This is a genomic window from Mesorhizobium sp. CA10 (assembly GCF_020165285.1).
GTDB lineage: Bacteria > Pseudomonadota > Alphaproteobacteria > Rhizobiales > Rhizobiaceae > Mesorhizobium.
Genome location: NZ_JAIUHV010000004.1, coordinates 274,948 through 301,930, shown reverse-complemented (window position 1 = coordinate 301,930; position 26,983 = coordinate 274,948). Strand labels below are relative to the sequence as shown.

General features: G+C 63.3%; 19 protein-coding genes. 6 read left to right on the top strand and 13 right to left on the bottom strand.

What is annotated here, in order from left to right:
• Position 1: 1 nt before the first annotated feature.
• From LB535_RS11805 to LB535_RS11775, 7 genes are all read right to left on the bottom strand, one after another.
• The gene (locus LB535_RS11805) at positions 2 to 1,984 is read right to left on the bottom strand and encodes a type I secretion system permease/ATPase (RefSeq protein ID WP_224632279.1); all 1,983 of its coding nucleotides are present in this window, start codon (positions 1,982 to 1,984) and stop codon (positions 2 to 4) included.
• 156 nt (positions 1,985 to 2,140) lie between these two features.
• Complete coding sequence (locus tag LB535_RS11800; protein ID WP_224632278.1) at positions 2,141 to 4,642, bottom strand: hypothetical protein; 2,502 nt, start codon at positions 4,640 to 4,642, stop codon at positions 2,141 to 2,143.
• 524 nt (positions 4,643 to 5,166) lie between these two features.
• Positions 5,167 to 6,024, bottom strand: coding sequence for a patatin-like phospholipase family protein (locus LB535_RS11795; protein ID WP_224632277.1), 858 nt, complete (start codon positions 6,022 to 6,024; stop codon positions 5,167 to 5,169).
• Complete coding sequence (locus tag LB535_RS11790; RefSeq protein ID WP_140840860.1) at positions 6,021 to 7,421, bottom strand: M16 family metallopeptidase; 1,401 nt, start codon at positions 7,419 to 7,421, stop codon at positions 6,021 to 6,023. The genes LB535_RS11795 and LB535_RS11790 overlap by 4 nt, the downstream gene beginning before the upstream one ends.
• The gene (locus tag LB535_RS11785) at positions 7,421 to 8,782 is read right to left on the bottom strand and encodes a M16 family metallopeptidase (RefSeq protein WP_224632276.1); all 1,362 of its coding nucleotides are present in this window, start codon (positions 8,780 to 8,782) and stop codon (positions 7,421 to 7,423) included. Before LB535_RS11785 ends, LB535_RS11790 begins: the two co-directional genes overlap by 1 nt.
• 84 nt (positions 8,783 to 8,866) lie before the next feature.
• Positions 8,867 to 9,421, bottom strand: a complete 555-nt coding sequence (rsmD, locus tag LB535_RS11780; protein WP_095767859.1) for a 16S rRNA (guanine(966)-N(2))-methyltransferase RsmD — start codon at positions 9,419 to 9,421, stop codon at positions 8,867 to 8,869.
• Positions 9,402 to 11,351, bottom strand: a complete 1,950-nt coding sequence (locus LB535_RS11775; protein WP_224632275.1) for a pseudouridine synthase — start codon at positions 11,349 to 11,351, stop codon at positions 9,402 to 9,404. The genes rsmD and LB535_RS11775 overlap by 20 nt, the downstream gene beginning before the upstream one ends.
• 181 nt (positions 11,352 to 11,532) lie before the next feature.
• Between LB535_RS11775 and LB535_RS11770 the strand changes: the two genes are divergently transcribed.
• Positions 11,533 to 11,988, top strand: a complete 456-nt coding sequence (locus LB535_RS11770; RefSeq protein WP_224632274.1) for a nucleoside deaminase — start codon at positions 11,533 to 11,535, stop codon at positions 11,986 to 11,988.
• Between the two features lie 81 nt (positions 11,989 to 12,069).
• Here LB535_RS11770 and LB535_RS11765 read toward each other — a convergent pair whose 3' ends face one another.
• The 4 genes from LB535_RS11765 to LB535_RS11750 all read right to left on the bottom strand — a co-directional run bounded on the left by LB535_RS11765 (position 12,070) and on the right by LB535_RS11750 (position 18,206).
• Complete coding sequence (locus LB535_RS11765; protein WP_411909049.1) at positions 12,070 to 12,711, bottom strand: hypothetical protein; 642 nt, start codon at positions 12,709 to 12,711, stop codon at positions 12,070 to 12,072.
• Between the two features lie 223 nt (positions 12,712 to 12,934).
• The gene (gene ileS / locus LB535_RS11760) at positions 12,935 to 15,898 is read right to left on the bottom strand and encodes an isoleucine--tRNA ligase (protein WP_224632273.1); all 2,964 of its coding nucleotides are present in this window, start codon (positions 15,896 to 15,898) and stop codon (positions 12,935 to 12,937) included.
• Between the two features lie 307 nt (positions 15,899 to 16,205).
• Complete coding sequence (locus tag LB535_RS11755; protein ID WP_224632272.1) at positions 16,206 to 17,003, bottom strand: MipA/OmpV family protein; 798 nt, start codon at positions 17,001 to 17,003, stop codon at positions 16,206 to 16,208.
• 120 nt (positions 17,004 to 17,123) lie between these two features.
• The gene (locus LB535_RS11750) at positions 17,124 to 18,206 is read right to left on the bottom strand and encodes a glycosyltransferase family 4 protein (protein WP_411909048.1); all 1,083 of its coding nucleotides are present in this window, start codon (positions 18,204 to 18,206) and stop codon (positions 17,124 to 17,126) included.
• 192 nt (positions 18,207 to 18,398) lie between these two features.
• Here LB535_RS11750 and LB535_RS11745 point away from each other — a divergent pair, with 192 nt between their 5' ends.
• From LB535_RS11745 to LB535_RS11730, 4 genes are all read left to right on the top strand, one after another.
• Entirely contained in the window at positions 18,399 to 19,397 is a 999-nt protein-coding gene (locus LB535_RS11745; RefSeq protein ID WP_224632271.1) for a hypothetical protein, read from the top strand.
• A 110-nt stretch (positions 19,398 to 19,507) separates the two neighbouring features.
• Positions 19,508 to 20,473: a glycosyltransferase gene (locus LB535_RS11740; RefSeq protein WP_224632270.1), complete on the top strand. Its 966-nt coding sequence runs from the start codon at positions 19,508 to 19,510 to the stop codon at positions 20,471 to 20,473.
• Positions 20,473 to 21,900: a glycosyltransferase family 4 protein gene (locus tag LB535_RS11735; protein ID WP_224632269.1), complete on the top strand. Its 1,428-nt coding sequence runs from the start codon at positions 20,473 to 20,475 to the stop codon at positions 21,898 to 21,900. The genes LB535_RS11740 and LB535_RS11735 overlap by 1 nt, the downstream gene beginning before the upstream one ends.
• Before the next feature lie 179 nt (positions 21,901 to 22,079).
• Complete coding sequence (locus tag LB535_RS11730; protein ID WP_224632268.1) at positions 22,080 to 22,634, top strand: HdeD family acid-resistance protein; 555 nt, start codon at positions 22,080 to 22,082, stop codon at positions 22,632 to 22,634.
• A 157-nt stretch (positions 22,635 to 22,791) separates the two neighbouring features.
• Here the strand turns inward: LB535_RS11730 and LB535_RS11725 are convergent, their stop codons facing one another.
• Together LB535_RS11725 and LB535_RS11720 are read right to left on the bottom strand one after the other, a co-directional pair.
• On the bottom strand, positions 22,792 to 23,775 hold the full coding sequence (locus tag LB535_RS11725; RefSeq protein WP_224632267.1) for a bifunctional riboflavin kinase/FAD synthetase: 984 nt from the start codon (positions 23,773 to 23,775) through the stop codon (positions 22,792 to 22,794).
• A 32-nt stretch (positions 23,776 to 23,807) separates the two neighbouring features.
• Positions 23,808 to 24,668 carry a TIGR01459 family HAD-type hydrolase gene (locus LB535_RS11720; RefSeq protein WP_224632266.1) on the bottom strand — a complete coding sequence of 287 codons (861 nt, stop codon included), beginning with the start codon at positions 24,666 to 24,668 and terminating at the stop codon, positions 23,808 to 23,810.
• A 306-nt stretch (positions 24,669 to 24,974) separates the two neighbouring features.
• Between LB535_RS11720 and LB535_RS11715 the strand changes: the two genes are divergently transcribed.
• Positions 24,975 to 26,870, top strand: coding sequence for a pilus assembly protein TadG-related protein (locus tag LB535_RS11715; protein WP_411962555.1), 1,896 nt, complete (start codon positions 24,975 to 24,977; stop codon positions 26,868 to 26,870).
• Positions 26,871 to 26,983 lie beyond the last annotated feature (113 nt).

Here is a 26,983-nt window from a genome sequence, read left to right as displayed (position 1 = left end):
GTCAGCGCCCTGCCTCGGTTCCGTCGGCAACGGCCAGATGGGGACCGTCGGAAGCCACTCTCAGTTGCGGGGCGCCGGTCGGCACCGGCCGCAGCGTCGGGAACATCTTGGCGAACACCTCGTCCTTCGGGCCGAAGGCATGGACGCGCCCCTGGTTCATGGCCAGCACGAAATCGACCGCCGCCAGCACGTTCGGCCGGTGCGCGACGAGCACGACAACCCCGCCCCGTTCGCGGACACCCAACATGGCCTTGATCAGGGCCTGCTCGCCGTCCATATCGAGGTTGGAATTCGGCTCGTCCAAGACCACGAGGAAAGGATCGCGATAGAGCGCGCGCGCCAGCGCGATGCGCTGGCGCTGACCGGCCGAGACCGCCTCGCCGTGCTCGCCTATCTCGGTCTCGTAGCCTTCGCGGAAACCGACGATCAGCTCGTGCGCGCCCGCTGCCTTCGCCGCGGCGATGATGGCGCCGGCGTCCGCGTCCGGCTCGAAGCGCGCGATGTTCTCGGCCACGGTGCCGGCGAAGAGCTCGACATCTTGAGGCAGGTATCCGATATGGCGGCCGCGCTCCGCCTGAGACCATTGATCGAGGTCTGCGCCGTCCAGCTTGATGCGGCCGGCGACCGGTTGCCAGGCGCCGACAAGCGCGCGCACCAGCGTGGACTTTCCCGACCCGCTCGGTCCGATGATGCCGACGCCGTGGCCCGCCTCCAGAGCGAAGCTTGCGTCGTGGACCAGCAGTCTCTGCGTGCCCGGGGCGCCGACCGAGACGTTCTGCATGCCGACATTCGCGCTCGGCGGCGGCAGCAACATCGGCTCGGTTTCAGCCGGCAGCGCCGCCAGCACCCTGTTCAGCCGCTGCCAGCCCTGGCGTGCGGTGACGAAGCCCTTCCAGTTGGCGATCGCAAGATCGACCGGAGCCAGCGCGCGGCCGCTGAGGATCGAGGCGGTGATGATAATACCCGCCGTTGCCTGCCCCTCGATGACCAGCCAGGCGCCGAGACCGAGCATCGACGACTGCAGCAGCATGCGCAGGACCTTCGATATCGCGCCGAAGCCGCCGGCCACGTCGCTCACCTTGCGCTGCTCGGCGATGTAATCGAGGTTGGCGTCTTCCCACCGCGCGGTCAGACCGCCGGCCATGCCCATGGCGGCGACGACCTCTGCGTTGCGGCTCCCAGCCGAGATCAGCCCGTTGCGCCGAATACCGGTCAAAGTTCCTGACGACACAGGCTTTCGCGTCATTCGCTCGGCAAGCACGGTCAGAGCCACCAGCACGATGGCCCCAAGCAGCGCTGTCACGCCTAGCAACCAATGGAACATGAAGATGATGACAAGGTAGAGCGGCAGCCAGGGCAAATCGAAGAGCGCCGTCGGCCCCATTCCGGACAGGAAAGCACGCACGCTGTCGAGATCGCGCATCGGCTGCAGGCTATCGCCCCCGCGCCCATTTTGCAGCGGCAACTGCAGCATCGACGCATAGACACGGCGGCCCAGCGCCTCATCCAAGGCTCCGCCAATGCGCACAAGCACCCGACCGCGCACGAAATCGAGAATGCCCTGGCCGCAGTAGAGGATGACCAACAACACAGTGATGCCGATGAGTGTCGGCAGGCTGCGGCTCGGCAGCACGCGATCATAGACCTCGAGCATGTAGAGCGAGCCGGCAAGCATCAGCACGTTGAGCACGCCGCTGAACAACCCTACCGCGAGAAAGGCCGACCGGCAGGAGCGAAGCGCCTCGGCGAGTTCGGAGCGCGCGGATTGCGCTCGCCGGCCTGTCGGTTTTGCCGGCCGTTTGCCGCCTAAAGGCGCGTTGGTTTGCCTGGCGATATCGCCGATGCCGCTGTCCGGCGTGGGTCGGCGCGCGCGAAACAAAGCCAAGCCGCCGAAGCCCACCATCGCCACACCAACAAGCGTCTCCCCCATCGACCCGGGCCGGCCTGACGAAAGCCAGCCGTTGCCGCCGAGAAGGAGCAGCACAGCGCAAGCAACCAGGACCAGCCCGACGAGCCTTACCTTTGCCTGCGCTGAACCAGATGCTACCTTGGCTACCATTGTCGAAGCGACACTGAACAAAACACTCCGGTCATCCAACCGGCCTGTCGCACATCATGGCTCGACAGGCCGACCGCTGCCTCAGCCGCCGTCATTGGCGTAGACATGCAGTATCGCCCCTTCGAAGGTCATGCCGGTATTGTTGTAGAAATCGAGCTCCTGGTGAATGAGGTTTCCGGAGAGCTCCAACCCGGCGGGGGACTCGTCATCCAGTCCCACGTTCCAGGCTGCGCTGCTCGCCTTCACCGCGCTTCCGCCGCCCCAATCCTCGAAATGAGAAGAGGATGTCCCGCCATTCTCCACCTGCAGCCAGTCGATCGCCTGATCGAGATATTTGTGCGGGCTGTTGGGATCGGAGGCATCGCCGATCGGATTCCCGGCCAAATAGTTGAGCCACGTCGCGACCGCGTCGCGGGCAAGGACGAAGCGTGTATCCTGCAGGTCCTTGGTCGACGCATCGATCACCTTGACCGCATCGGCGTAGGAGATGAAGAACGTATCTTCACCCGGACCCGTCTTTCCATCAAGGTCGTAGTCCCCGATCAGAAGGCCGGCCTTGTCGGAACCGTTTATGTTTCCGTCATTGTTGGAATCGACTTGATACAGCAGTTCGTGGGTGGCGAAGTTCGGGCCTATCTTACCGACACCGTCAACGCCATCCCAGAAAGTCTTGCCGAGATTGGTCCAGAAGCCCGGCGTGCGCACGCCGGGACCTGCGAATGATTGGACCGTCGCGGTATCATTGGCGGAAACGTCATTGGTGGTATCGTCGTCATGGGCATGCACCACGACCGTGTTGGTTCGCGAGTCGGCATTGGGAAGCAAGTTGAACGAGCTGTTGGCCGTGAAGACCCAAGTCTCGTTGCTGTCGACGAGGTAGTCGCCGTTGGAGTCGCCGCTCACATAGTGCGAGCCGTAAGTATGGCCGGCGACCGAGAAGCCATCCAGCAGATTTATGTCGTCGCCGGTATTCGCCGTCCCGTTGTCATCGATCAGCGAGGTCAATGTCAGCGGATCGAACGCACCGGCCGCGCTCGTGTTGGTTATCTCATAGTGATAGGTGACGCTTTGTGCACCCGACTGGACCGTTTCGGACGAATGGAAGATGCCGTCATGATCGGCATCGACGGTCTTCTCGATGGCCACTGACGGCGCGAGATCCTTCACCGTCACGGTCGCATCGTCGGTGGCATACACGTCGCTGGTGCTGTCGTCGTCATGGGCGTGCACGACCACGGTGTTGACGATGCTGCCCGCATTGTGAGCGCCGATGTCGACATTGGCCGTGAAGGTCCAGGTCTCGCCGAAGTCGAGCAGCCCGTTGTTGTTGCCGTCGCCGGTGTGGCTGGTGTTCAGAAGGTTGATGTCGTCAGTGGGGTCGCCAGGCGTGGCATTGTCATCGACCAGCGAGGTCAGCGTCAGCGGGTCGAGAGCGCCAGCGGCGCTCGTGTTTGTCACCTTGTAGGTGTAGGTGACGGTCTTTGCCTCGCCCTCGTTGATCTCGGTCGGATCGACGGTCTTCTCGATGGCCACTGACGGCGCGACATCCTTCACCGTCACGGTCGCGGTGTCATTGGCCGACACGTCATTGGTGCTGTCGTCGTCATGGGCGTGCACCACCACAGTGTTGGTAATGGTGCCACCCGCATTCTGGGCGCCAATATTTACGTCAGCGGTGAATATCCAGGTCTCGTTGCTGTCGACGAAATAGTCGTTGTCCGTGTCGCCCGACACATAGTGAGTGCCGTGTGAGCTGTTGGCGACGAAACCACTCAATAGGTTGATATCATCGCTGGGGTCCCCTGGCGTCGCATTGTCGTCGATCAGCGAGGTCAGCGTCAGGGGATCGCCGGCGCCATCTGCGCTCGTATTGGTCACCTTGTAGGTGTAGGTGACCGTCGTCGACTCGCCTTCATCGATGGAACTCGGATCGACCGTCTTCTCGATCGCGACCGCGGGAGCGTGATCCACGCTGGCTTTTGCGATGACGCCCCATTCCTCAAACCCGCCATCCGAGTCACTTGGGTTGCCGAAAGCCGAATAGAGATAAACGTAGTTACCGGTTGCCCCGGCGAAGAAACTGGTCGGAATGTAGACAAACAGATCGCCCACCCCGCTGCCTGCGGGCGCGTCCTTTCCAGCGTCCAACTGAACCGTCACGTCACCGTCGGTGGCATTTCCATCAACGTTATAGAGTAGTTGCTGCGTCTGAAGCGTCGCAAGGGTGGTGATATTTGGATCCGTCGCTGAATATATCTGCAGTGAGTCGAGTGACAGCAGCGATCCCTTGTCGCTGTTCGGCTCATTGGCGTCGAGCTTGAAGACGTAGTAATCGTGGCCGTTCACGGACACTACCTGCATATCGCTCAGGAGAAGCGCGTTGGTGTGTTCCTGCTGCTTATCGTCCAGCGGCAGCGGAGAACCATCGGTGTTGAAGCCGCTCTCGGTACCGCTGTTGCCAAGCACGAGGAAGCTATTGTAGTTGCCCGTGCCAGCGCCGGTTTGCTCTTCAGCCGAAAATACGGTGCCGTCGGTCAAAGTCTGCGACGTTGTCCCGTTGGTCAGATCAACCACTATGGCCATTTTCAACTCCCTTAGCGCCTAGGCGCGCCACTTGTTGGCCGCCTAAGGCGGCTGATTTACCCCATGCCATTAGCACCGAGATCGGCGCCCAATTCCGTGCGGGAGGAGGATCGACATGGCATCCAGCAAGCAGCGAGCAACCGGCCGGCAGCAAGCGCCACATACAAGATGGCTGCTCACGACTGCTGGTGGCTCGATGTGATAGCTGTAGCGGCACAGATGCCGCGCTGCGTTCCCCTACCCCAGTAGCGCAGTATCTCGTTGTTGCCGATCTCGAGATTGTTCACTCTACTATATTAGGATATTATTAACTCTACCGCAGCGTGCGTCAACGGGCAATTCGATGAAGAGTTAATGACAGAACTCAAATCCGGGTGCGAATTCGACCATTCGGCATAAAGAATACTGTGCTCTATTCTTAGGTCTTATTTTATAAGGGACCTTTGCGCCGACCATTCAGGCTTCGGTTGTCAGACCTTCGTCGACGTCATATGCACCTGAACCGAGGCGGCTGGAGGAGGCTCTCAAACCGCCTTCTTGTTGTCCTGCCTCCCGCCATACGCTTCCACGGCCTTCTCCACGGCGCGCTTCAGCTCGTCCTTGATCTCCGCCGTCTCGGCCATCAGTGCCTCGATCTTGAGAAAATCGAGCACGCGGTACTTCGAGACTTTTGGGCGGATCAGTATGTCGGGGCTGGACTGCTGCAGCTTGTTGGCGATGATCGACTGCATCATCAGCTGCGAGGCGCCATACATCAGGTCGACCGTGGTCGGATGCTTGCGCTCGGCGTCGCTCGGCGCACCGACCACGTCGATTGCGATGATGATATCGGCATCCTTTTCGAGGAGATCGAAAGGGACGGGATTGTAGATGCCGCCGTCGATCAGCAGGCAATCATTGCGCACCACAGGGCGGAACACCGCCGGAATGGCGGCCGAGGCCGCAAGCGCCGAATGCAATTCACCCTCGGCGAACACCGCGAGCTTGTGGCCGAAATAGTCGGTCGCCGTCACCTTGAGCGGAATCTTCAGCTCTTCGAAGGTGGCGGGGATATCCTGAGGCAGGAACGCCTTCAGGATGCGCTCTATATTGAACTGGGCGACGCGGATGCCGCCCTGCATGGCTTCGGCGATCGTGCCCGGCCGCGACCGCCACATGCGCGCCGCTACTTCGGCCCGGCTGCCGAGAATCGACCGGGCATAATCGTGAATCTCGGCGCCCTTCATGCCCGACGCCATGCCGGCGCCCATGATGGCGCCGATCGACGAGCCGGCAATCGCCGCCGGCTTGATGCCAAGCTCGTCGAGAGCCTCGATGATATGAATATGCGCAAGACCGCGCGCGCCGCCGCCGCCGAAGGCCACCCCGAAGGTCGGGCTCATCCCTTGCGGCCTCCCGCCACCTGAACCAGCGGCGGCCCGATGACCATCACCGCCGGATCGGAGGACAGGAGCTTCTTTGCCGCCGCCTTGACGTCGGCCAGCGTCACCGCGTTGATGAGAGCCGCGCGCCGCTTGATATAATCGATGCCGAGATGATCGATCTGCAGCTCCACCAGCGTCGCGGCAATGGAGCTGGACGAATCCAGATTGCTGATGGCGTAGGCGCCGACCATGTATTTCTTGGTCGCCGCGAGCTCCTCCTCCGAGGGGCCGTTCTCGGCCATGTCCTTCACCACCTGGCGCACGATCGCAAGCGTTTGGGCCGCGCGGTCGGAACGCGTCGCCGTCGTCACCAGCAGCGCGTTGGAATGCTCGTGATCGACGAGATCGGAGCTGACGCTATAGGCAAGGCCGCGCTTCTCGCGCACCTCTTCGTAGAGACGCGACGTGAATGTCGAGCCGCCGAGTATCTCGTTCATCAGCGCGGCGGCGTAGAAGTCGGGATCGCTTCGCTTCACGCCCGGCCAGGCAAGCTGCAGGGAGGTCTGCGGCAAGTCGTAATTCACTTCGAGCTGCTGGCCGAGCTTGGGCGTGACGTCGACAATCGGCGCCAGCGCCTGCTTGTCCGGCAGGTCGCCGAACACCTCGTCGAGCCTGCTGCTCAACGTGGCGGCGTCGATATCGCCCACCACCGCCACATGCAGGCCGCCGCGGGCGAAATTTGCTTTGTGGAAGGCCCTGAGGTCGTCCGCAGTGATGGTGGCGAGGCTGTCTTTGTTGCCCTCGTCCGGCCGCGCATAGGGATGCTGGCCATAGATCGCGCGGAGCCAGCGCTGCTGGCCGATCGTGTTGGGATCCCGTTCGTTGGCGAGGATCCCGGACAGTATCTGGGCGCGGATGCGGTCGATCGGCGCCTGGTCGAAGCGCGGACTGTTCACCGCCAGCTTCAGCAGGCCGAAAGCCTCGTCCTTCTGCTCGGACAACATGCGCATCGAACCATAGGTGCCATCGCGGGCGGCCTGAAAACTCATCTCGGCGCCGGCATCGTCGAGCTTCACCTGGAAGCCCTCGCTGTCGAGGTCGCCGGCGCCCTCGTCGAACAGCCCGGTCATCAGGTTGACCAGGCCTTCCTTGCCGGCCGGATCCTGCGCCGTGCCGCCGTCGAAGACGAAACGGATCGCAACCAGCGGGATCGAATGGTCTTCCACCAGCCAGGCGGTGACGCCCTTCTTGGACTTCACCTCCTGGATGTTCATTTCGGCGCGCGCGGCAAGCGCCGGCAAAAGCAGGAAGAACAGGGCGAAGCAAAGTATGGCAACGGCGCGATAGACGCGTCCACCTTCTCCCCTTGTGGGAGAAGGAAAGGTGCTCGTGCGGCCAAGAACCATGCTCATCATCAATTCCCCGCCTGCTGCTGCGGCAAGAGATAGCCACTGGTTGAGCGATCGAGCACCAGATAGCGGGCGGCGACGGCCTTGACTTCATCGGCGGTTACCTTGCGGATGCGGTCGGGCCATTCCTGGACGTCCTTGACATTGCCGCCCGTCGCAAGCGTCGAGCCGTACATGTTGGCCATGTCGTCCTGCTTGTCGCGCGCAAAGATCATGGAGCGCACATAACGGGTCTTGGCCCGCTCCAGCTCATCGTCGCTCACGCCGTCCTTGACGATGCGGGCGATCTCGGCATCGGCCGCCGCCTCGATATCGACAAGCTTGGCGTCGCCGCGCGGGGCGCCATAGACGGTGAAGTTGGTGGCGTCGAGCATGGTGCCCTGGAAATAGGCGCCGGCCTCGGAAGCGATACCCTGCTTGACGACGAGCTGCTGGTACAACCTGCTGCGGTTGTCGCCGCCGAGGATCTCGGCAAGCAGGTCGAGCGCCTCGGCTTCGCCGGGCTTGGCCGTGTGATAGGACGGCACCACCCATTGCGTCGAAAAACTCGGCACCGAGACGCGCGCGTCGGTCAGCGTCACCGTGCGCTTCGTGTTCTGCTCGGGCTCGACGGGACGGATGCGCGGCCGCAGGTCCGGGCCGCGGGCGACCTTGCCGTAGGTCCTTTCGGCCATCGCCTTCACCGCGTTGGGATCGACGTCGCCCACCACCACCAGCACGGCGTTGTTCGGCCGATAATAGGCGTCGTAGAAGGCTTTCGCGTCCGGACGGTTCAACTGCTCCATCTCCTGCATCCAGCCGATCACCGGAATGCGGTAAGGCTGGTTCTGCCAGAGCGTCGCGTCGACCTCCTCGTCGAGCACCGCCTGCGGGTTGCCGTCGATGCGCGAGCGGCGCTCCTCCAGGATCACGTCGCGCTCGGTCTTGATGACATCGTCGGTCAGGATGAGGTTACGCATGCGATCGGCCTCGAAGCCCATCATCTGCTCGAGCGCCGAAGGCGGCACCGTCTCGTGAAAGGCGGTGTAGTCGTAAGAGGTGAAGGCGTTGTTGGAGCCGCCGATCTCGGACACGGCGCGGTCGAACTCGCCGGCGGCGTGGTTGGTCGTGGCCTTGAACATCAGGTGTTCGAAGAAATGCGCGATGCCGGATTTGCCGGGCGGCTCGTCGGCGCTGCCGATCTTGTACCAGACCATGTGGGTGACGATCGGGGCGCGATGGTCCGGGATGACGACCACTTCCATGCCGTTGTCGAGCAGGAAATCCTTGACCTCGCCATCATCGGCCGCGCGGGCCGGAGCGGCCGCGGCAAGCGCCAGCGCGCCCGCCAGAAGCGCTGCGCGCAGCCCAATCCCTGTTTGTCTCATCAAGTTCTCCGGTCGCGGTTGCGCGACGATAGGCAAGGTTCGCTGGTGAGGCAAAGTGATTTGTTCGGCATTTTCGAGGCGAGACTAGTTGGCCTCGACGAAGCGGATGACCGTTTCGCCGTAATTGCGCTCGTCCATCACGGAAAAACCGGCGCCCGGTTCGAACGCCGCCGAGGCAGCCTCCTCGACGACGCAGAGCGCGCCAGGCAGAAGCCAGCCGCCGGCCTTGGCCGAGCGCAGCGCGCGCTCGCCGAGCCCTTTGCCATAGGGCGGGTCGGCGAAGATCAGGCCGAAGGGCGAGATCGTGCCGGCTTCGCCCAAATGAGCGGCGTCGCGACGAAAGATCTTGGTGCGGCCGGTGAGCCCATAGGCCTCGACATTCTCGCGGATCAAGCCTCGCCCTTCGGTCGATTCTTCGATGAAGACGCAGTAGGAGGCGCCGCGCGACAGCGCCTCAAGTCCGAGCGCGCCGGTGCCGGCGAAAAGGTCGAGCACGCGGCCGCCCTCGAGCTTTTCCGCGTAGCGATGCGCCAGGACGTTGAACACCGCCTCGCGGGTGCGGTCGGTGGTCGGGCGGATGGCATTGCTTTTCGGCGTCGCCAGCGGACGCCCGCGGAATTCACCGCCGACGATCCGCATCGCCGCCCCTCTTCGGACCGCGCGGCCTGTCGCCGCCATCGCCTTCAGGACGCTCGCCGCGAGGCTTGCCGAACGGCTTACCCTTGCCGCCCGGCTTGTAGGATGCCTTGCGCGCCTTCGCCTCGGCGGCCTTGGCGGCATCGGCCTCCGCCTTGCCCTTGCCGATCGGGCGGGCGCCCGGCGCCATCCAGACATTGGCCTTGCGCTGGCCCGGCGGCTCGATCGGCCGCTGCTCGCGCTCGGATTTCTTGCCCCCAAACCGCGGCTTGTCGCCGAAACCGCCGCGGTCGGATTTCGGGCCGCGCTCGCCGAACGTCCTGTCCGGCCCAAATGCCCTGTCCGGCTTTGTCGAGAGCTTGCTCAGCGCCTCGTCGCGGCTGCCTTCGCGGCGCTTGCGCGCCTTGATCAGCCCGCCCTCGCCGATCGGCCGGTGGTCGCCGTCGCGCGTGAATTTCGGCCGGTCGGTCTCTTCCCGGCGAGGCCCGCCGCCGCGCACCGGCTTGTTGGAGAACGGCTTTTGGATCTCGGCATCGAAATTGGCGCCGGACTCCTCGATCAGCCGCTCGCCAAGCTGCTCGCGCAACACGCGGCCCTTGATCTCGAGCACATGGCCCTCCGGCAGGTCCTCGAGCTGGAACGGCCCGTAGGAGATGCGGATCAGCCGCGTCACGTCGAGGCCGAGCGCGCCGAGGATGTTCTTCACCTCGCGGTTCTTGCCTTCGCGCAAGCCGAGCGTCAGCCACGCATTGGTGCCCTGCTCGCGATCCAGCGAGGCTTCGATCGAGCCGTAGAAGACGCCGTCGACGGCGATGCCTTCGCGCAGGCCGGCGAGCGCGCTCTCCTCGACCTTGCCGTGGACGCGCGCACGATAGCGCCGCAGCCAGCCGGTCGCGGGCAATTCGAGCACGCGCGACAGCCCGCCGTCATTGGTCAAAAGCAGCAGGCCCTCGGTGTTGATGTCGAGCCGGCCGATCGTCATCAGCCGCGGCAGGTCGGGCGGCAGCACGTCGAAGACGGTCCTGCGGCCTTCCGGATCGCGGTTGGTCGTGACGACGCCCGCCGGCTTGTGGAACAGGAAGAGACGCGTGCGCTCGATCGGCGGAATCTCGGTGCCGTCGAGATGGATGATGTCGTCGGCGCCGACATTGAAGGCCGGCGAGTCCAGCACCTTGCCGTTTACCTTGACGCGGCCGGCCGCGATCAGCTCTTCGGCGTCGCGGCGCGAGGCGATGCCGGCGCGCGCCAGCCGCTTGGCGATACGCTCGCCGCTCTCCGGCGCGGCTTCCGAGGGACGCGGCCGCGGCTTGAAGCCGCCTTCCGGTTTCCTTGCGATGCTATCGCGCTGCGGACGATCGCTGAAGTCTCGCTTCGGCCGGTCGGCGAAATCGCGTTTGGGACCGTCATCGAACGCGCGCTTGGGGCGATCGAAACGTCGTTCGCCCCGCTCGCCTTCGGCCGCTACCGGCCGGTCGCCCCGCGGCGTATAGGGCTTGCGGCTCTCACGCTTGTCGAAGGGCTTGCCGTCGCGCGGCGGACCTTTGCGGTACGGCCTGTCGCCAGGCTCCCCGCCTTCCCCCGTTTCACGCGGCTTGAAGCTGCGCTTGAAGTCGCGGGCCGGGCGCTCGCCTTCGGCCGCCATCGGCCGGTCGCCGCGCGGTGTGTAAGGCTTGCGGCCATCGCGCTTCTCGAAGGGCTTGCCGTCAGGGCGCGAACCTTTGCGGAACGGCTTTTCGGCACGCCCAGCGCCCTCGCCCGTTTCGCGTGGCTTATAGCTACGCTCGCCATGGCGGCGCTCGCCTTCGGCAGCCGCGGGCCGCTCGCGCTTGGCGAACGGCTTCTTGGCGCCGTAGGCCGGCTTGCCGTCTCGCCGGCCCGCCGGTTTCGAGCCGTCTTTGCGCGGCCCGCGTGGAGATTTCTTGTCGTCGTTCATTACTTCGCTCGTCTTCACCTGCTACAGCGCAGCACGCCCTTTCGGACGCCCAGCGCAGGCGGTGTCATCTTGATTATTGCGCATATGCCAGCGCGGCAAAAACCGATTCCGGTTTTCAAGGTCTCGCGCTAGATAACAGGATCGCTGTCGGGTGGCGAGGAGTAATCGGAATGGAGACCGCTTGAAACGACCGGATTTCATGGCCCTGGCGCTTGAAGAGGCCGAAGCGGCCGCCGGCCGCGGCGAAGTGCCGGTCGGCGCCGTGATCGCCAATGGCGGCACGGTGGTCGCGAAAGCCGGCAACCGCACGCGCGAGTTGGCGGACCCGACCGCGCATGCCGAGATGCTGGCGATCCGCGAGGCCTGCCGGAAGCTCGCAAGCGAGCGTCTCACTGGCCACGATCTCTATGTGACGCTGGAGCCCTGCGCGATGTGCGCCGGCGCGATCTCCTTCGCCCGGCTGCGGCGGCTCTATTTCGGCGCCGCCGACGAGAAAGGCGGCGCGGTGGTCAACGGCGCGCGCTTCTTCGCCTCGCCCACCTGCCACCACGCGCCGGATGTCTATGCGGGGATCGGCGAAAGCGACGCCGCCCTCATCCTCAAGGATTTTTTTCGCGAGAGACGGGATGGTGGGTGAAGTGAGTAGTGGTTAGTGAGTAGTGAAGCAGTCACCACTGACTACTGACTACTGACTACTGACTAATGACTACTGACTATTTCACAGGCCGAGCCAGTCGAACCAGCCGCCCTTCTTGCCTTCGGCCTGCGCCTTGAGACGGCGCTCCTTCTTGTACTCGTCCTCGCCGAGCTCGTTCTGCGGCGCGGTGGCGGCCGCCTGGCGATAGGCAAGCGGCGGCTCGCTCAGATATTTGCGAGTGGTCGGATCGCCCTGCTTCTGTTCGGCCAGCCGGCGCTGAACCTCGGCGCGGCGCGTGGCGCTGGAATCATCCGGCGACCAGCGCGGCGGGTGGCTGGAACCCGAATCCGCCATCGCCTTCTTCACCGCTTCGGGATCGGTCTGGACATCCTCGGCCGCTTCAGGCTGGTAGTTCGGATCGTTCTGGTGCGCGGTGGCGTCGGCGCGGATGCGCGCGCGGCGCGCCTCCGGCGATTCGGGCCAGTCGGCGCTCGCCGTCTGGATGCTCTGCTGCGGCGCGGGCAGGCTTTCCTTCTGCCCAGGAGCTGGCTTCACCAGTTCAGGACGCGGCTTGTAGTCGATCGGATCGCGACGCTTCGGCGTGATCGCGGCAGCGCCGGAAACATCATCGAAGAGCTGCGCGGCAGCGGTCTTGCCGGTCCCGTAGGTGGGCGAGCTCACGCAGCCGGACATTGCGATGGCCGATACCACAAGCGGCGCCATCAGCGCGGCGCGCGCAAACGTTCTGTCGGTCATGCCAAAAAGTCCCACTCTAACAGCCTTTCGGTCGCCACCGGCCAAGGGCACGGTCCCCTGCTTCCCCGCATTTGCGATGGAAATCCGGCGACAATTTGTCTGCCGGAGTGTCGCGTGTTTACCTCAACCGCTCGTCAAGGGCAACGCACGGGCGGTTTCCGGCCACCCGGCGCGCTGCTTTTGCACCGGCTTATAGACGGCCAAGCGCCTTCAGCTCATGCAGCACGGCCGCATCGCGGGCCGAAACGTCCGGGAATTCCGGGTCCTGGCCAACATCGGCGGTGTAGCGCCAGGAGCGCGCGCATTTGACCAGACCGCGATCCTCGGCTTTCTCCACCACCACCGCCACGCCCTTGACGTCGTCGAGCGTGAAGGCGCCTTCCGGAGCTTTGCCATGCTTGACGACGAGATCGCTGGTGATCGCCATCTCGGCCATGTCGACATCGGCGATCGCTGCTTCCAGCACCGCGTCGTCGAGCGTCACCACCGGCACCGCTTCGAGCGACGAACCGATCAGCTTCTCGGCGCGCGCGATCTCAAGCGCGCCGGTGACGACACGGCGCACTTGCCTTACCTTGCGCCATTTCTCGGCCAACGCCTCGTTGCGCCAGTTCTGCGGGATCGCCGGGAACTGATCGAGATGCACCGATACGGCTTGCGGATGGCGGTCGAGCCAGGCTTCCTCGGTGGTGAAGGGCAGCATCGGCGCCAGCCACTTCACCAGGCATTCGAAGAGGTGGCGCACCACCTGCACGGCCGCCCTGCGACGCAAGCTCGACGGCGCGTCGCAGTAGAGCGTGTCCTTGCGGATGTCGAAATAGAAGGCCGAAAGCTCCACCACCATGAAGTCCAGCAGCGTGCGGGTGATGCGCTTGAACTCGAACGCGTCGTAGCCCTGGCGCACCACCTCGTCCAGCTCGGACAGCCGATGCAGCATCAGCCGTTCCAGTTCCGGCATCGCCTCGACCGGCACATCCTGGCCGTCGTCATGAGCGAGCGTGCCCAGCATCCAGCGGATGGTGTTCCTGAGCTTGCGGTAGGCGTCGATATTGGTCTGCAGCACGTTCTTGCCGAGGCGCTGGTCTTCCCAATAATCGGTCGTCACCACCCAGAGCCTCAGGATATCGGCGCCGGACTGTTTGATGACGTCCTGCGGCACGACGGTGTTGCCGAGCGACTTCGACATCTTGCGGCCTTCCTCGTCCATGGTGAAGCCATGGGTGATGACCGTGTCGTAAGGCGCCCTGCCCCTGGTGCCGCAGCTTTCGAGCAGCGAGGAATGGAACCAGCCGCGATGCTGATCCGAGCCCTCGAGATAGACGTCGGCCGGCCATTTGAGATCCGGACGGTCTTCCAGCGTGAAGACATGCGTCGAGCCGGAATCGAACCAGACGTCGAGGATGTCCATCACCTGGTGCCATTTCGAGGCATCGTGATTGCCGAGGAAGCGCGCCTTGGCGCCTTCGGCGAACCAGGCGTCGGCGCCTTCCTTCTCGAAAGCGTCCATGATGCGCCGGTTGACGGCCTCGTCCTTCAGCACATTGCCGTCCTCATCGGCGAAGACGGCGATCGGCACACCCCAGGCGCGCTGGCGCGACAGCACCCAGTCGGGACGCTCCTCGATCATGGCGCGGATGCGGTTCTGGCCCGCCGCCGGCACGAAGCGGGTGTCGTCGATCGCCTTCAGCGCGCGACCGCGCAGCGTCGTGCCGTCGCCAAGGTCCTTGTCCATATAGACGAACCATTGCGGCGTGTTGCGGAAGATGACCGGCTTCTTGGAGCGCCAGGAGTGCGGATAGCTGTGCTTCAGCCGGCCGCGCGCGAAGAGCGCGTTGCGCTTGATCAGCTCGTCGATGACCGCCTGATTGGCGTTGCCCTTCTTGCCGTTGTCATCGATGACGCGCGCCGCACCGCCCTCGCGCCCGGGGCCGAAGCCCGGCGCGTCCTTGGTGAAGAAGCCGGCATCGTCAACCGTGAAGGGGATCGCGGTATCGACGCCGCGCGCCCTCAGTTCGCTCGCGGCTTCCATCCAGGCGTCGAAATCCTCGCGGCCATGGCCGGGCGCGGTGTGCACGAAGCCGGTGCCGGCATCGTCGGTGACATGCTCGCCGGCAACCATCGGCACCGGGAATTCATAGCCGCCGCCGAGCCCTTTGAAAGGATGCGAAAGCGTAAGCTTCCCAAGCTGTTCGGCCGAGACGCTATGAAGCCTGTTGAACGTGACCTTGGCCTTGGCCGCACAGTCCTCGGCCAGCGCGTCGGCAAAGATCAGCTTCTCGCCGGGCTGCGGACCGAAGGCGTTCTCGGCCGCCGTCACCTCATAGAGGCCATAGGCGATGCGCGGCGAATAGCTCACGGCGCGGTTGCCGGGGATGGTCCAGGGCGTGGTCGTCCAGATGACGACATGCGCCTCGACCAGATCGAGCGCGGCCTCGTCCAGCGCCGGCGCGGCGCCGGCGACCGGCTGGGCGAGACTCGCGACGGGGAACTTCACCCAGATCGTGTCGCTCTCATAATCCTGATACTCGACCTCGGCCTCGGCGAGCGCGGTACGCTCGACCACGCTCCACATCACCGGCTTCGAGCCGCGGTAGAGCTGACCGGACATGGCGAATTTCAATAGTTCGCCGGCAATGCGCGACTCGGCATGGTAAGCCATGGTCGTATAGGGATTGTCGAAATCGCCGATGACGCCGAGGCGCTGGAACTCGTCGCCCTGCACCTTGATCCAATGAGCGGCGAAGTCGCGGCATTCCTTGCGGAACTCGTTGACCGGCACCTCGTCCTTGTTCTTGCCCTTGGCGCGATACTGCTCCTCGATCTTCCATTCGATCGGCAGGCCGTGGCAGTCCCAACCCGGCACGTAGTTGGCGTCATAGCCGCGCATCTGGAAGGAGCGGTTGATGACGTCCTTGAGGATCTTGTTCAGCGCATGGCCGATATGAATGTTGCCGTTGGCGTAGGGCGGACCGTCATGCAGCACGAATTTCTCGCGGCCGGCGGCCTCCTCGCGCAGCTTTCTGTAAAGGTCCATGTCCTGCCAGCGCTTGACCAGGCCAGGCTCCTTCTCGGGCAGGCCGGCGCGCATGGGGAAATCCGTCTGCGGCAAATAAAGCGTTTTGGAATAGTCGATCATCTCAACAGTGTCGGTCATTGATCTGCCATCTCAGGGGTACCCGACGACAAAAGCCGGGCGTTCAGGTCTTGCCTTGACGCATATCGTTTTCCCAAAACCGAAGCCACCTTCGGGCGATATGCGTTGATGTTCATGAAAAAAACGCGAGGGGCGCGCGCGAAAACTCCCGGCGGCTCCAGCGGCGCTCAGGCCGCCCGGAACACCGGGCCCGTAATTCGTATCGCGATCGCGAAAAGGCGCGAAAAGCTCATCATGGCGTGGCTTTTAGCGGATGGCGCGGCAGGAATAAAGCGCGGATTTCAAGGCATGAGGCCGCTTTCGCGACCTACATCGTGAAATTGAAGCGGTAAGTGGTCGAGACACCGAAGGTCCACTGGTTGCGGTCGCCCCGTTCCTTGACCAGGCTGGAATCGGCAGCCGGCCCCATCAGGCGCGAATATTCGGTGAAGACGCTCGCCGTCATCGGCTCGGTCACCTTCCAGGTGATCGCGCCGCCGAGGCCTGTCGACTTCACACCGCCGCCCGGATGGTACTCGCTCAAGCCCGAAGCCGCCGCTTCCTTGGCATTGACGCCGTAATAGGCGTCGAAATAGTCCGACGAGGCGAAGGAAACGCGCGGACCGCCGGAGATGCGAACGGTCGGCGTGATGTCGTAGAAGGCGTCGGCCGCGATATCGGCGACGAAGCCGTTGTGGGAGCGTATGCCATGCCGCAACTCGGCCCGCGCGCGCAGCCAGTCCAGCGGATAAAATTCGAAGAAGCCGCCCACCTCGCCGCCGAAGCGCACCGGATCGAGCCCCTTGAGCTCATCCTTGCTCTCGCGCGAGAATATGAATTTGCCGGTCAAGCCGGCGCGAACGGAACCGTCATCGATCAGCGCCAGCGAGATGTTGTCGTTGCGCGAGGTGAAACGCGCCTCCGGACCGACCTTGCCGAGCGAAATGATCGGCTGGGCGCTGAGCATGTATTTCTTGCCGCCCTCGAAATTCGGCGCGACCAGCGCTGTGGCGCCGAGCGTCAGATACCAGTCGCCGGATATCCAGCTGCCCTCGCCCGCCTGGGCGACGGGCGCGGTGGACAGGCCCATGGCAACGGCCAGCGGAATCGTCCGGACAATACGCATCGTCACCCCTTACGCGAAACGCGCCGGCAGCACCACCTGCCAGCGCTCAAGCCATGCCGTGCGTTCGGTAAAATTTGACTTAAAGTCATGACGTCGGAACCAGCGGAATCGACGGACGAACTAGGCGACACGCCGGGTGCGGCGAGACGTCTCTATCAGATCGCAGGCCGCTTCCAGTCCGCCGGTAAGCGGATTTGATGCCCCGTAGGCAAGAGCCGCCTTGTGCCATTGCGCGGGGACCGCCGGGTTGCCGGCCTTCAGGATTGCCTGCCGCCAGATTTCAGGATCATCGCGGTTGGCCACAACCAGCCCCGCTCCGCTGGCTTCGACATATTTTGCATATCCGCAGGCGTCCGATGCGATGACGGGCAAGCCGTTTGCGAGTGCCTCGAGGATCACCGTGCCTGTATTTTCAAGGCGAGCCGGATGCAGCATGAAATCGCTTGCAACCACAATCGCCGGAATGTCTTCCTGGATGCCCAGCAGGGTAACCCGTTCCGACATGCCGGATTTGGCAATCAGGGCGCGAAGTCGCGTTTCTTCCTCGCTGCCTTTTCGAAGACCGGCGATCAGCCAATGTATATCCGGGAACGGCTGCAGGCCCTTTACCGCCCGATCGAGACCCTTCACCTTCAATCTGTTGGCGATGGTCAAGGCAATGACGGATTTGCGGGGAAGCCCAAAACGATCGCGGATCTCATTGCGGTCGACAGTGAGCAGTTCCGGTCTGCGGCGTTTCGGATCGAGCGTCGGGCCGACGACGTGAATGCGCGATTCCTCGGTTCGCCAGAAGTCTCGGTAAAGCGCTGCCTGGTTTTCGCTGAGCGCAATGATCTGCACGGTGTTGCCAGGGGCAAAGATCATCGATTCGAGATTCTGCTGGCGCATGAAGCGGGGCGAAAACGGCCGCCACCATCCGAGCTTCGACACAAAATAAGGCGGATCGCCGGCATAGTAGATGTCCAGACCCGCCATCTTGTTGAAACCGACCACGCAGTCGAAGTCGCGCCTGGCCGTCAGCACCGATCTTCCCAGCGCATATTCGGTGCCCGGATTGGAGAGAACCCTTGCCGGCTGGATTTTTATCGTAGCCGAACTCTCGACATGACCGACCTGGCGCGTCGTCAGGATCGTCACGCTGTGGCCGCGCCCGACCAATCGGTCGCTGATATTGAGACAATCCCTCTGCAGACCCCCATTCATGAAGAGGGTAGAGATTGCGCAGCAGATTCTCATCGCGTTTTCCGGAGCGCCACCCCACCCCCAGGTCAGATCGGAGAGAGACCCCGGGTGCGCCCCAGACTTCCCCATTCAAACAAACACGCCGGGCGCTCAAATGTTGGTCGTGTTGAAAAGACGCATATGCTGTATATAGCCCGTTATCAAGAGACCTGGATGCTGTTGCATTCGAGCTTTTTCAAAAAACTCAATTGGAGCGCGCATGAAAATTCCACGGGGCGATCATGGCTGCCAAGCCGGGTCCGACTGAAAGCGGCGGCCGTGCCAAAGGCCCTGCGCGAATATGACTTGCGGCAATGGCTGAGGCTGCAGCCGCTGCTGCATGCCGTCAAGAGTGCCCGTTACCGGAAAATCGACCGGAGGTTTCTGCATCAGCCGCTCAAGAATGGCGACATCCAAGGGATCCGTGCCGCCGCCCGCGATCGGTGTGTCCTGATTACCGTCGCTTTCGGCGATGCTCAGTGCCTGGAATTGCAGTTGCGGCTGACGAGACGATTCGTTCGCCATGATCTCCACATCGTTGCCGACAACAGCATCAGCGAAGCTTCCGCACGCGACAACAGGCAGGTATGCGCAACCCATGGCGCCGCGCATGTCAGGCTGCCGACCAATCCGTGGACCGCAAGAAGCCCGAGCCGGTCCCATGGCGCGGCGCTCAACTGGATGTGGCACAATATTCTGAAGCCTGCCGCGCCGACCGCGTTCGGATTCCTGGACCAGGATCTTTTCCCGACGCAGCCATGCGACCCTTTCGAGCCTCTTGAAGTTGCGCCGTTTCACGGCGAGCTCCGCAGGGCAGGCTCGCGATGGTATTTGTGGGCTGGCTATTGCTTCTTCCGATTCGACGCCGTCGGCCGCAAGCCTCTCGATTTCGGGCTCGACTGGTTCGCCGGCCTCGACACCGGCGGAGCCAACTGGGAGGCGCTCTATCGGTATGTGGATCCGAGCACAGTTCCGCAACGGCCGATAACCGCATTCGCGGCCTTGCCTGGGGTTGAGCTCAGACGGGCCTATTGCGAATGGCGGGGAAGCTGGCTTCATGAAGTCGGCCTCGATGGCGACCTCTCGTTGAAGGCGAAAAAGCGCGAGGCGGTGCTGCGGCTGCTCGCGCCCGCACTTGAGGTCCCGCTCGGATCGGCGCGACAAGGAAATTGACGGTCGACAGACCGAGGAAACTTTGGAATTGGAATTTTGAAGCCAGACTGCCGACATCCGAGAATTCAACGGCCATTCGGCCGCGACCGATCATCGCAAGGAAAGTTCCATTGCCGATAGTAAGCGTCATCATTCCGGTGCGAGACGGCGCGCAATATGTCGGCGAGGCCCTGCAAAGCATCCTGGACCAGGATCTGGCGGATATCGAAATCATCGTTGTAGACGACGGATCTTGCGACGACAGCGCCGCGATCGCGGCATCGATCGGCAACCGTGATGGCCGCGTCAAAGTTGTCGCCAACCACGGCAAGGGGATCGTCGATGCGCTGAACATGGGGATTTCGCTCGCGCGGGCCCCTCTTGCCGCGCGCATGGATTGCGACGATATCTCGCTATCCGACAGGTTGCGCCTGCAGGTGGCGTGTTTCCAGGCCGACGCCGATTTGCAGTTGCTCGGCACGGCGGGATTGCAGATCGACCGGGACGGAAACCCGTTGGGGCCGATAGACGTTCCGGTCGGCAACGACCAGTTGCGGGACGCGCTTGCCAGGTACAATCCGATGCTTCATCCGACGGTGATGTTCCGGACCGAGGCCGTCCGGCGCGCGGGAGGCTACCGTCGGGCGTTCACCTATGCCGAGGACTACGATCTTTGGCTGCGGCTTTCCGAGACCGGAAAACTGGCCAACATGGATGCGCAGCTCGTGAAGCTGAGATCGCATCCGGGACAGGTATCGCGCATGAAGCAGGATCAGCAGAAGGCGGCAGCGGCCTTGGCCAGGCAGTCGGCGCTGCTGCGTCGCAATCGCGCCGAGCCGTTCGACACCAACGGCCAACCCGCCGAGGCCATCGCGAGCTTTCTGGCATCGCGCGCCGCCACCGGGGTCGGCATCTCCAGCCTGGAAAGACGCGACATCGAGTTGCTGTTACGAACCGCGGGCATACCCATGGCCGTCACTTGCAAGCTGCTGTTCCTGGCGGCTGTCGGCGCCCCTTCCTTCAGGACGCTTGCGCTGGGACCTCGACTGGCCTGGCGCAGGATGATCGCGCGCCCTGCAAGAATTCGGCCCAGCTGATGCGGCTTGTCGTCGATCTCTCCAGCATGGTGCGCTGGCTCGGCCCCCCGGTCGGCCTGGTCCGCGTGCAACGCCACTACGCAGCCGCGGCGGCCGCATTCAAGGCCTCCGAGGTGGCATTCACGGTGTTCGACCCGATCGAGCGGGTGCTTAGACAGGTTTCGCCGACCATGGCGGCGGAGATCATCGCCGGCAACATTTCGTGCGACATGAGCTTTTACCCAGACCCTGCCCGCTTCAAGATACGTTTTTACGATCGCTGGCCGAACTGGGCCCGGCGGTCGCTGATGGCGATCATCAGACCGCGCCGGATCCTGATAATGGAAATCGGCGCGTTCGGCCGACGCAATCCCGGCAGCCCTTTGCTTCGTTTCCTCGAGCGGATCGAAAACCGGCTGATGAAGGAAACCGAGCGGCGGCAAGTCGCTGGCGTGGGCGGTTCACGCGCCCGGATCGTCCCGCTCAGGACCGTGGCCGGCAACAAATACGACCTTTCGCCCGGCGACCATCTGCTCTTGATGAACAACGACTGGGCGCACACCGATATCGAGGTCATTTCGCGTGAGGCGCGCTTGGCCGGCGCAAAGCTGATCGTGCTGTTGAACGACATCATTCCGATCCAGTTTCCCGAATGGTACAAGCCGCACGACGTCAAGAGATTCACGGATTATGTGGATCTGGCGATGAGGCTGGCAGACCGTTTCATCCTGACTTCGAGGCGCGTCACCACCGATGTCGTGGAATACGCCGCCAAGCGCGGCATCCACCTGCCGCAGCTGGAGCATGTCCCTCTCGGCTGCGACAGTGCCCGCAAATCGAAGGCGGACGGCCGCCTGCCGGATGGGCTCGAGACGGATCGCTACGTCGTCTTCGTTTCCACCATCGAACCGCGCAAGAACCATTCGCTGCTCATGGATGTCTGGACGCGCCTCGTCCTGGACGGAACAGTCGCGCGTAGCGGCATGAAGCTGGTTTTCGTCGGCCGCAGCGGCTGGATGGTCGATGGCATCCTGGCCAAGCTTCACGGCCACCCTGCCTACGGCAAGAGCCTCGTTCATCTCGACAACGTCGATGACGGTACGCTGTCCCTTCTTTACCGCAACAGCGCGTTCTGCGTGTACCCGTCGCTCTATGAGGGATATGGGCTGCCGCCCGTCGAGGCGCTGGCCTACGGCAAGGCGCTGATCGCTTCGACGGGCGGAGCCATTGCCGAAGTGGTCGGTTCGTCGGGACTCTGCCTTGATCCGCTCGACGTCGAAGGATGGGAAAACGCGATGCGGGAGTGGATCGTCTCGCCCGCGGCCCGTGCTCCGTACGAAGCGAAGGCCGCAGATTTCGTGGCGCGAAGCTGGGGGCAGGCCGGCCGGGAGACGCTGGAGGCGACGCTGGCGCCCTTCCCGGACGAAATCCAGCCGCCGCCAGGTTGACGATCTCTGCACGCCCGCCGATCGCGGTCATCCGGCCGACGCCGGCCAAGTCGGTTCGTCGGCAAATGGCGGGCTGACGAAGGCGGCGCTTCGCTGGCGCAGCTCGCTGGACGCTCAAGTTCATCGGGACTACCTTCCTTTCACCCGCAAGCGGCGCGGCGACATCGGAGGGAAAGATCATGACCTTGCAAGGCGATGCTCTGAAAGACGCGATCGGCCAGACGCGGGCTAAATGGGGATGGTTTGTGGCGCTCGGCGTGTTGCTGCTGATCTTCGGCGGCATCGCTTTCGGCAATCTGTTCATCGCCACCGTCGCTTCCGTCTATGTCGTCGGCTGGCTGATGCTGATGGCAGGTGTCATCGAGATCATCCACGCCTTCGGGGTCAAGACCTGGGGACGTTTCTTCTACTGGCTGCTGAGCGGCCTGCTCTACGCCGTTGCCGGCTTCTTCGCCTTCGACAACCCGTTGCTTGCCTCGGCGGTGCTGACGCTGCTATTGGCCATCGCGCTCGTCGCTTCGGGACTTTTGCGGTCCTGGGTGGCCTTCAATCATCGGCCGCAGCAAGGCTGGGGATGGCTGCTGGCCGCTGGCGTTATCACCATTCTGCTCGGCCTGATGATCGCCATGGGCTGGCCGGTGAACAGTCTTTGGGTGCTTGGCATCTTCCTGGCGATCGACCTGGTGTTCCAGGGATGGAGCTTCATCGCCATCGGGCTGGCGCTGAAGCGGTAGCAGCAAGCGGCGATCTAGGGTGTGTTGAGATTCAGGTCGGGCCGACCGAGAACGGTGGTTTCCGAGAACCGGAGCGGAGCGTACTTTTCGTACGTGAGCACCGGACGCGCAGGAAATCGTCGTTCGCAGGCCGGCATCAGCTGAATATCGACGCAGCCTAGAACGCGATTTCGGCATCCAGTTGCGAGAGCGGGCGCACGCCCTTGAGCAGCGCTCTCGCCTCGGCCTCGTCTTGTTTCATCTGCGCCACCAGCGCGTCGAGACCATCGAATTTGAGCTCCGGCCGCAGGAAGCCGAAGAACGACACCTGGCAGGTCTCGCCATAAAGATCGCCGGAAAAATCGAAGACGTAGGTTTCGAGCAGCGGCGCGCCATTGTCGTCCACGGTGGGACGCCGGCCGAAGCTGGCGACTCCGTCATGAAGCGCACCGTCGGCGCGACGGAAGCGGACGGCATAAATCCCTTCCTTCAAGGCCGCTTCCGGCGAAAGCCGCATATTGGCGGTCGGGAAGCCAAGGGTGCGGCCAAGCCGCTGGCCGCCGATCACCTCGGTCTCGACGGTGAAACGGTAGCCGAGCAGGCCGGCGGCCTCCTCCACCTCGCCTTCGGCGAGCAGATCCCGGATGCGGCTCGACGAAACCACCTCCGCGCCTTCATCGCGGAAGGCGTCGACCAGCGTCACGCCGAAGCCGTGCCGTTCGCCGGCCGCCATCAGGAAGGCCGGGCCGCCCTGGCGGTCCTTGCCGAAATGGAAGTCGAAACCGGTGACGGCGTGGCGGATGCCGAGGTTCTTCTCCAGCACATCGGTCACGAAAGCCTCGGGCGAGAGCGAGGCAAAATCGCGCGTGAACGGCTGCTCGATCAAAGCGGCAAAGCCAAGCCCGGCGAGCAGCCGTGCCTTCATCGGCGGCGGCGTCAGCACGAAGAGCGGCACCTGTGGCCGGAATACCTTGCGCGGGTGCGGCTCGAAGGTGAGCACCAAAGCGGGCACGCCACTGCGGGTTGCTTCGCTCAGCGCGCGCTCCAGGACGGACTGATGGCCGCGATGGACACCGTCGAAATTACCGATCGCCACGACGCCGCCGCGCAGATGCGCGGGCAGCGGCGCGACCGCCGAAAGACGTTGGAAGGCTTGGTTCATGTCGAGGCGCCCGTCATGGCCAGATCTCCAACCTATTGCAGACGCGCAATGACGGCGACCGGCCGGTAGCCGTGCTTTTCAAGGAAGCCGGCCAGCCTTTCAGGATCGGGGCGGAGCGGATCGCCATAGTCGCGAGCGTGGATGCCGCCCGAGACATAGAGCACGTCAAAGCCGTTGTCGGCCGCGCCCTTGACGTCGGTCATCATGCCGTCGCCGATGGCGAGGACCTCGCTTCGCTCGACGGCGCGGCCAAGAAGGCCGGCGACCTCCTTCATGGCGACATCATAGATCGGCGCGAAGGGCTTGCCGGCAATCAACGTACGGCCACCCAGCTGCGCGTAATCTCGCGCGAGCGCGCCGGCGCACCAGATGGTGCGCTCGCCGCGCTCCACCAGGATATCGGGATTGGCGCAAATGAACGGCAGATTGCGGGCACGCAGCCGCTGCAGCATTTCCGCATAGTCGGCGGGCTTCTCGACCTCGTCGTCATAGAGGCCGGTGCAGACGACGCCCGAGGCCTCGAATTCCTCGACGAGATCGACGTCGAGCCCATCATAGAGGCTGAAATCGCGCTCGGGACCGATGTGAAAGATCTTCCTCGGTCCTTCTGCGATCAGGTCGCGGGTCACATCGCCTGATGTGACGACGTGGTCAAAGGCGTCGGCGGGTACCCCGATGACCTTCATCTGGGCGACGACATCGGCGCTGCGGCGCGGCGAATTGGTGATGAGCACGACCGGCACATTCGCCGCGCGCGCCCTTGCAAGCGCCGCCGCAGCGGCCGGAAAGTGCCATTCGCCATTGTGCACGACGCCCCATACGTCGCACAGTATGGCGGCGTAGCGCCCTGCAAGATCGTCGAGCGAAGCGATAATGTCAGGCGAATCCGCCATGCCGTGTCCCTGATTTCGATCCTGACAAGACCGCGACAGCCATTCTTCAGTTCAGAGGACGCCACGGCCGGTCCCGCATAACCGAAGCGCTTCATCCTGTCACCAGCTTTCCGGCATCGGCCTTCGACGGCGCGTCGGTGCACAGGGTTAATGCCCAGTCAAACGACCGTGCGATCTTGACGCTTCGAGGGAGCTAAAATTTAACGATTCATGGATCATGCTAAACGAGAAACTATAGGATCCTGGCGGGGGCTAAGGGCATTGATCCGCAAATTCCTACGCGACAGACGAGGCAACTATGCCTTGATGACGGCCGTCACCATGATACCGCTGATGGGCGGGGTGGCGCTTGCGGTCGACTATACCGAGCTCATAAGAGAGCGGCAGGAGACGCTGAACGCGCTGGACGCCGCCGGCATCGCGACGGCACAGCATATCGTCGCCGGCGCCACCGACGCCGAAGCCAAGGCCTATGCCAAGACATTTTTCGAGGCCAATCTGAGGCACGTCCTTCCGGCGAACACCACGCTGACGGTCACCTTGCCCAACAACAATGCGGGCGGCGGCACGCTGGTGCTCGAAGCCGCCCTGAAGTACCAACCTTACTTCCTGCCGGCCGCGGTCGCATTGCTTGGCGGAACGCCGGGCCAGACGAACGTCAACTTCTCGGCCAGATCTGAAATCCGCCTTAAGAACACGCTGGAAGTGTCGCTGGTGCTCGACAATTCCGGCTCGATGGCCGAACTCGGCCACGGCTCGAATCAAGTACGTTTCGACCTTCTGAAGAGTGCCGCCAAGCAGCTTGTCGACCAGTTGTCGGGGCAAGCGCAGCTGATGAAGCAGATTTCCAAGCCGGTTCAGTTCAGCCTGGTTCCGTTCGCCGCCTCGGTGAATATAGGCCCGGCCAACTCGACGGCGGCGTGGATGGATCAGGATGGCATCTCACCCATCCAGCACGAGAATTTCGACTGGACGACGATGACCCAGGGGAATTCGCTCTGGCCACAGAGATATGTCGAGAAGGTCGGCAGCATCTGGTATGCGCGCGGCACCGATTGGGATCCCACCCAAAAAGACAAGCCGCTGACGCGCTTCTCGCTCTACAAATGGATGCAGCGAATTTCGGCTTGCACCAAAGATTCGAACAATGTTTGCACGTCCAATATAACCTACGCGCCGATCGCGAGCTGGAGCGGCTGTGTCGAGTCGCGTCCCTATCCGTACAATATCCAGGATACGGCCGCCTCGACCTCCACACCGGCGACGCTGTTCGTGCCGATGTTCGCGCCTGACGAGACCGACTATACCGACGGCTACTCCCGGCCCGCAAACAACAACTGGCATCTCGACGTGACGTCCAGCAGCGACAGCCCGACGCCGACGCGCCAGAAATACATGCCGAAATATTTCAACTACGGCAACAAGGTCACCCCCGCCTACGGCAACAATGCCGGCCCGAACACCAGTTGCAGCACGACCGCGATCACGCCGCTGACCGATGTCTCCACCTCTGCCGGCGCCACCACGGTCAAGAACGCGATCGACGCCATGGTCGATGTCGGCGCTACCAACGTGCCGGAAGGTATGGCCTGGGGCTGGCGGACGCTTTCCAGCACCGCGCCCTTCACCGAGGGACGCCCGGAAACACAAAAAGGCAACGACAAGGTTCTGATTGTGCTGACCGACGGGGCCAATACCTATTACACTCCGGATTCGGTGAGTGCCCAATCGTACTCCGGCACCTACTACAGGAGCGGCGGCAACGATCTTTCCGGCAACAAGGCCATCTATTCCGCGCTTGGATATCTTGCCTACGGCAGCCAGACCAAGCCGTTCGGAAGCACCTACACCTATGGCCGGCCATTCCTCGGCACCAGCATCAACGTCAGCAAAAGCGATTATTCGAACGCCAACTACACCAAGGCCATGAGCGAGCATCTGGCGACGCTGTGCGACAACGCCAAGGCGGCCAACATCATCGTTATGACCATCGCCCTCGATCTCGATTCAACCAACACGGCCGAAGCGGCGCAGATGGCGGCGCTGAAGACCTGCTCGTCGGATTCGCGCTACGCTAAGGATCCAGCGGACCCGACCGGCAAGACGCCGAAGAAACTGTTCTGGAACTCGACCGGCGCCACGCTGTCGGACGACTTCAAGGCGATCGGCAACGAATTGTCGAACCTGCGCATCGTCAGCTAATCTGCTCGGACAAGCGATCGACGACGCCCGTCGTAAAGCGGGCGCTTCCATCGTGCAGCGCACCATCGGAAATGATTTGGTTAGCGGCTGGTGAAGTCGCCGTTAAGCAATCG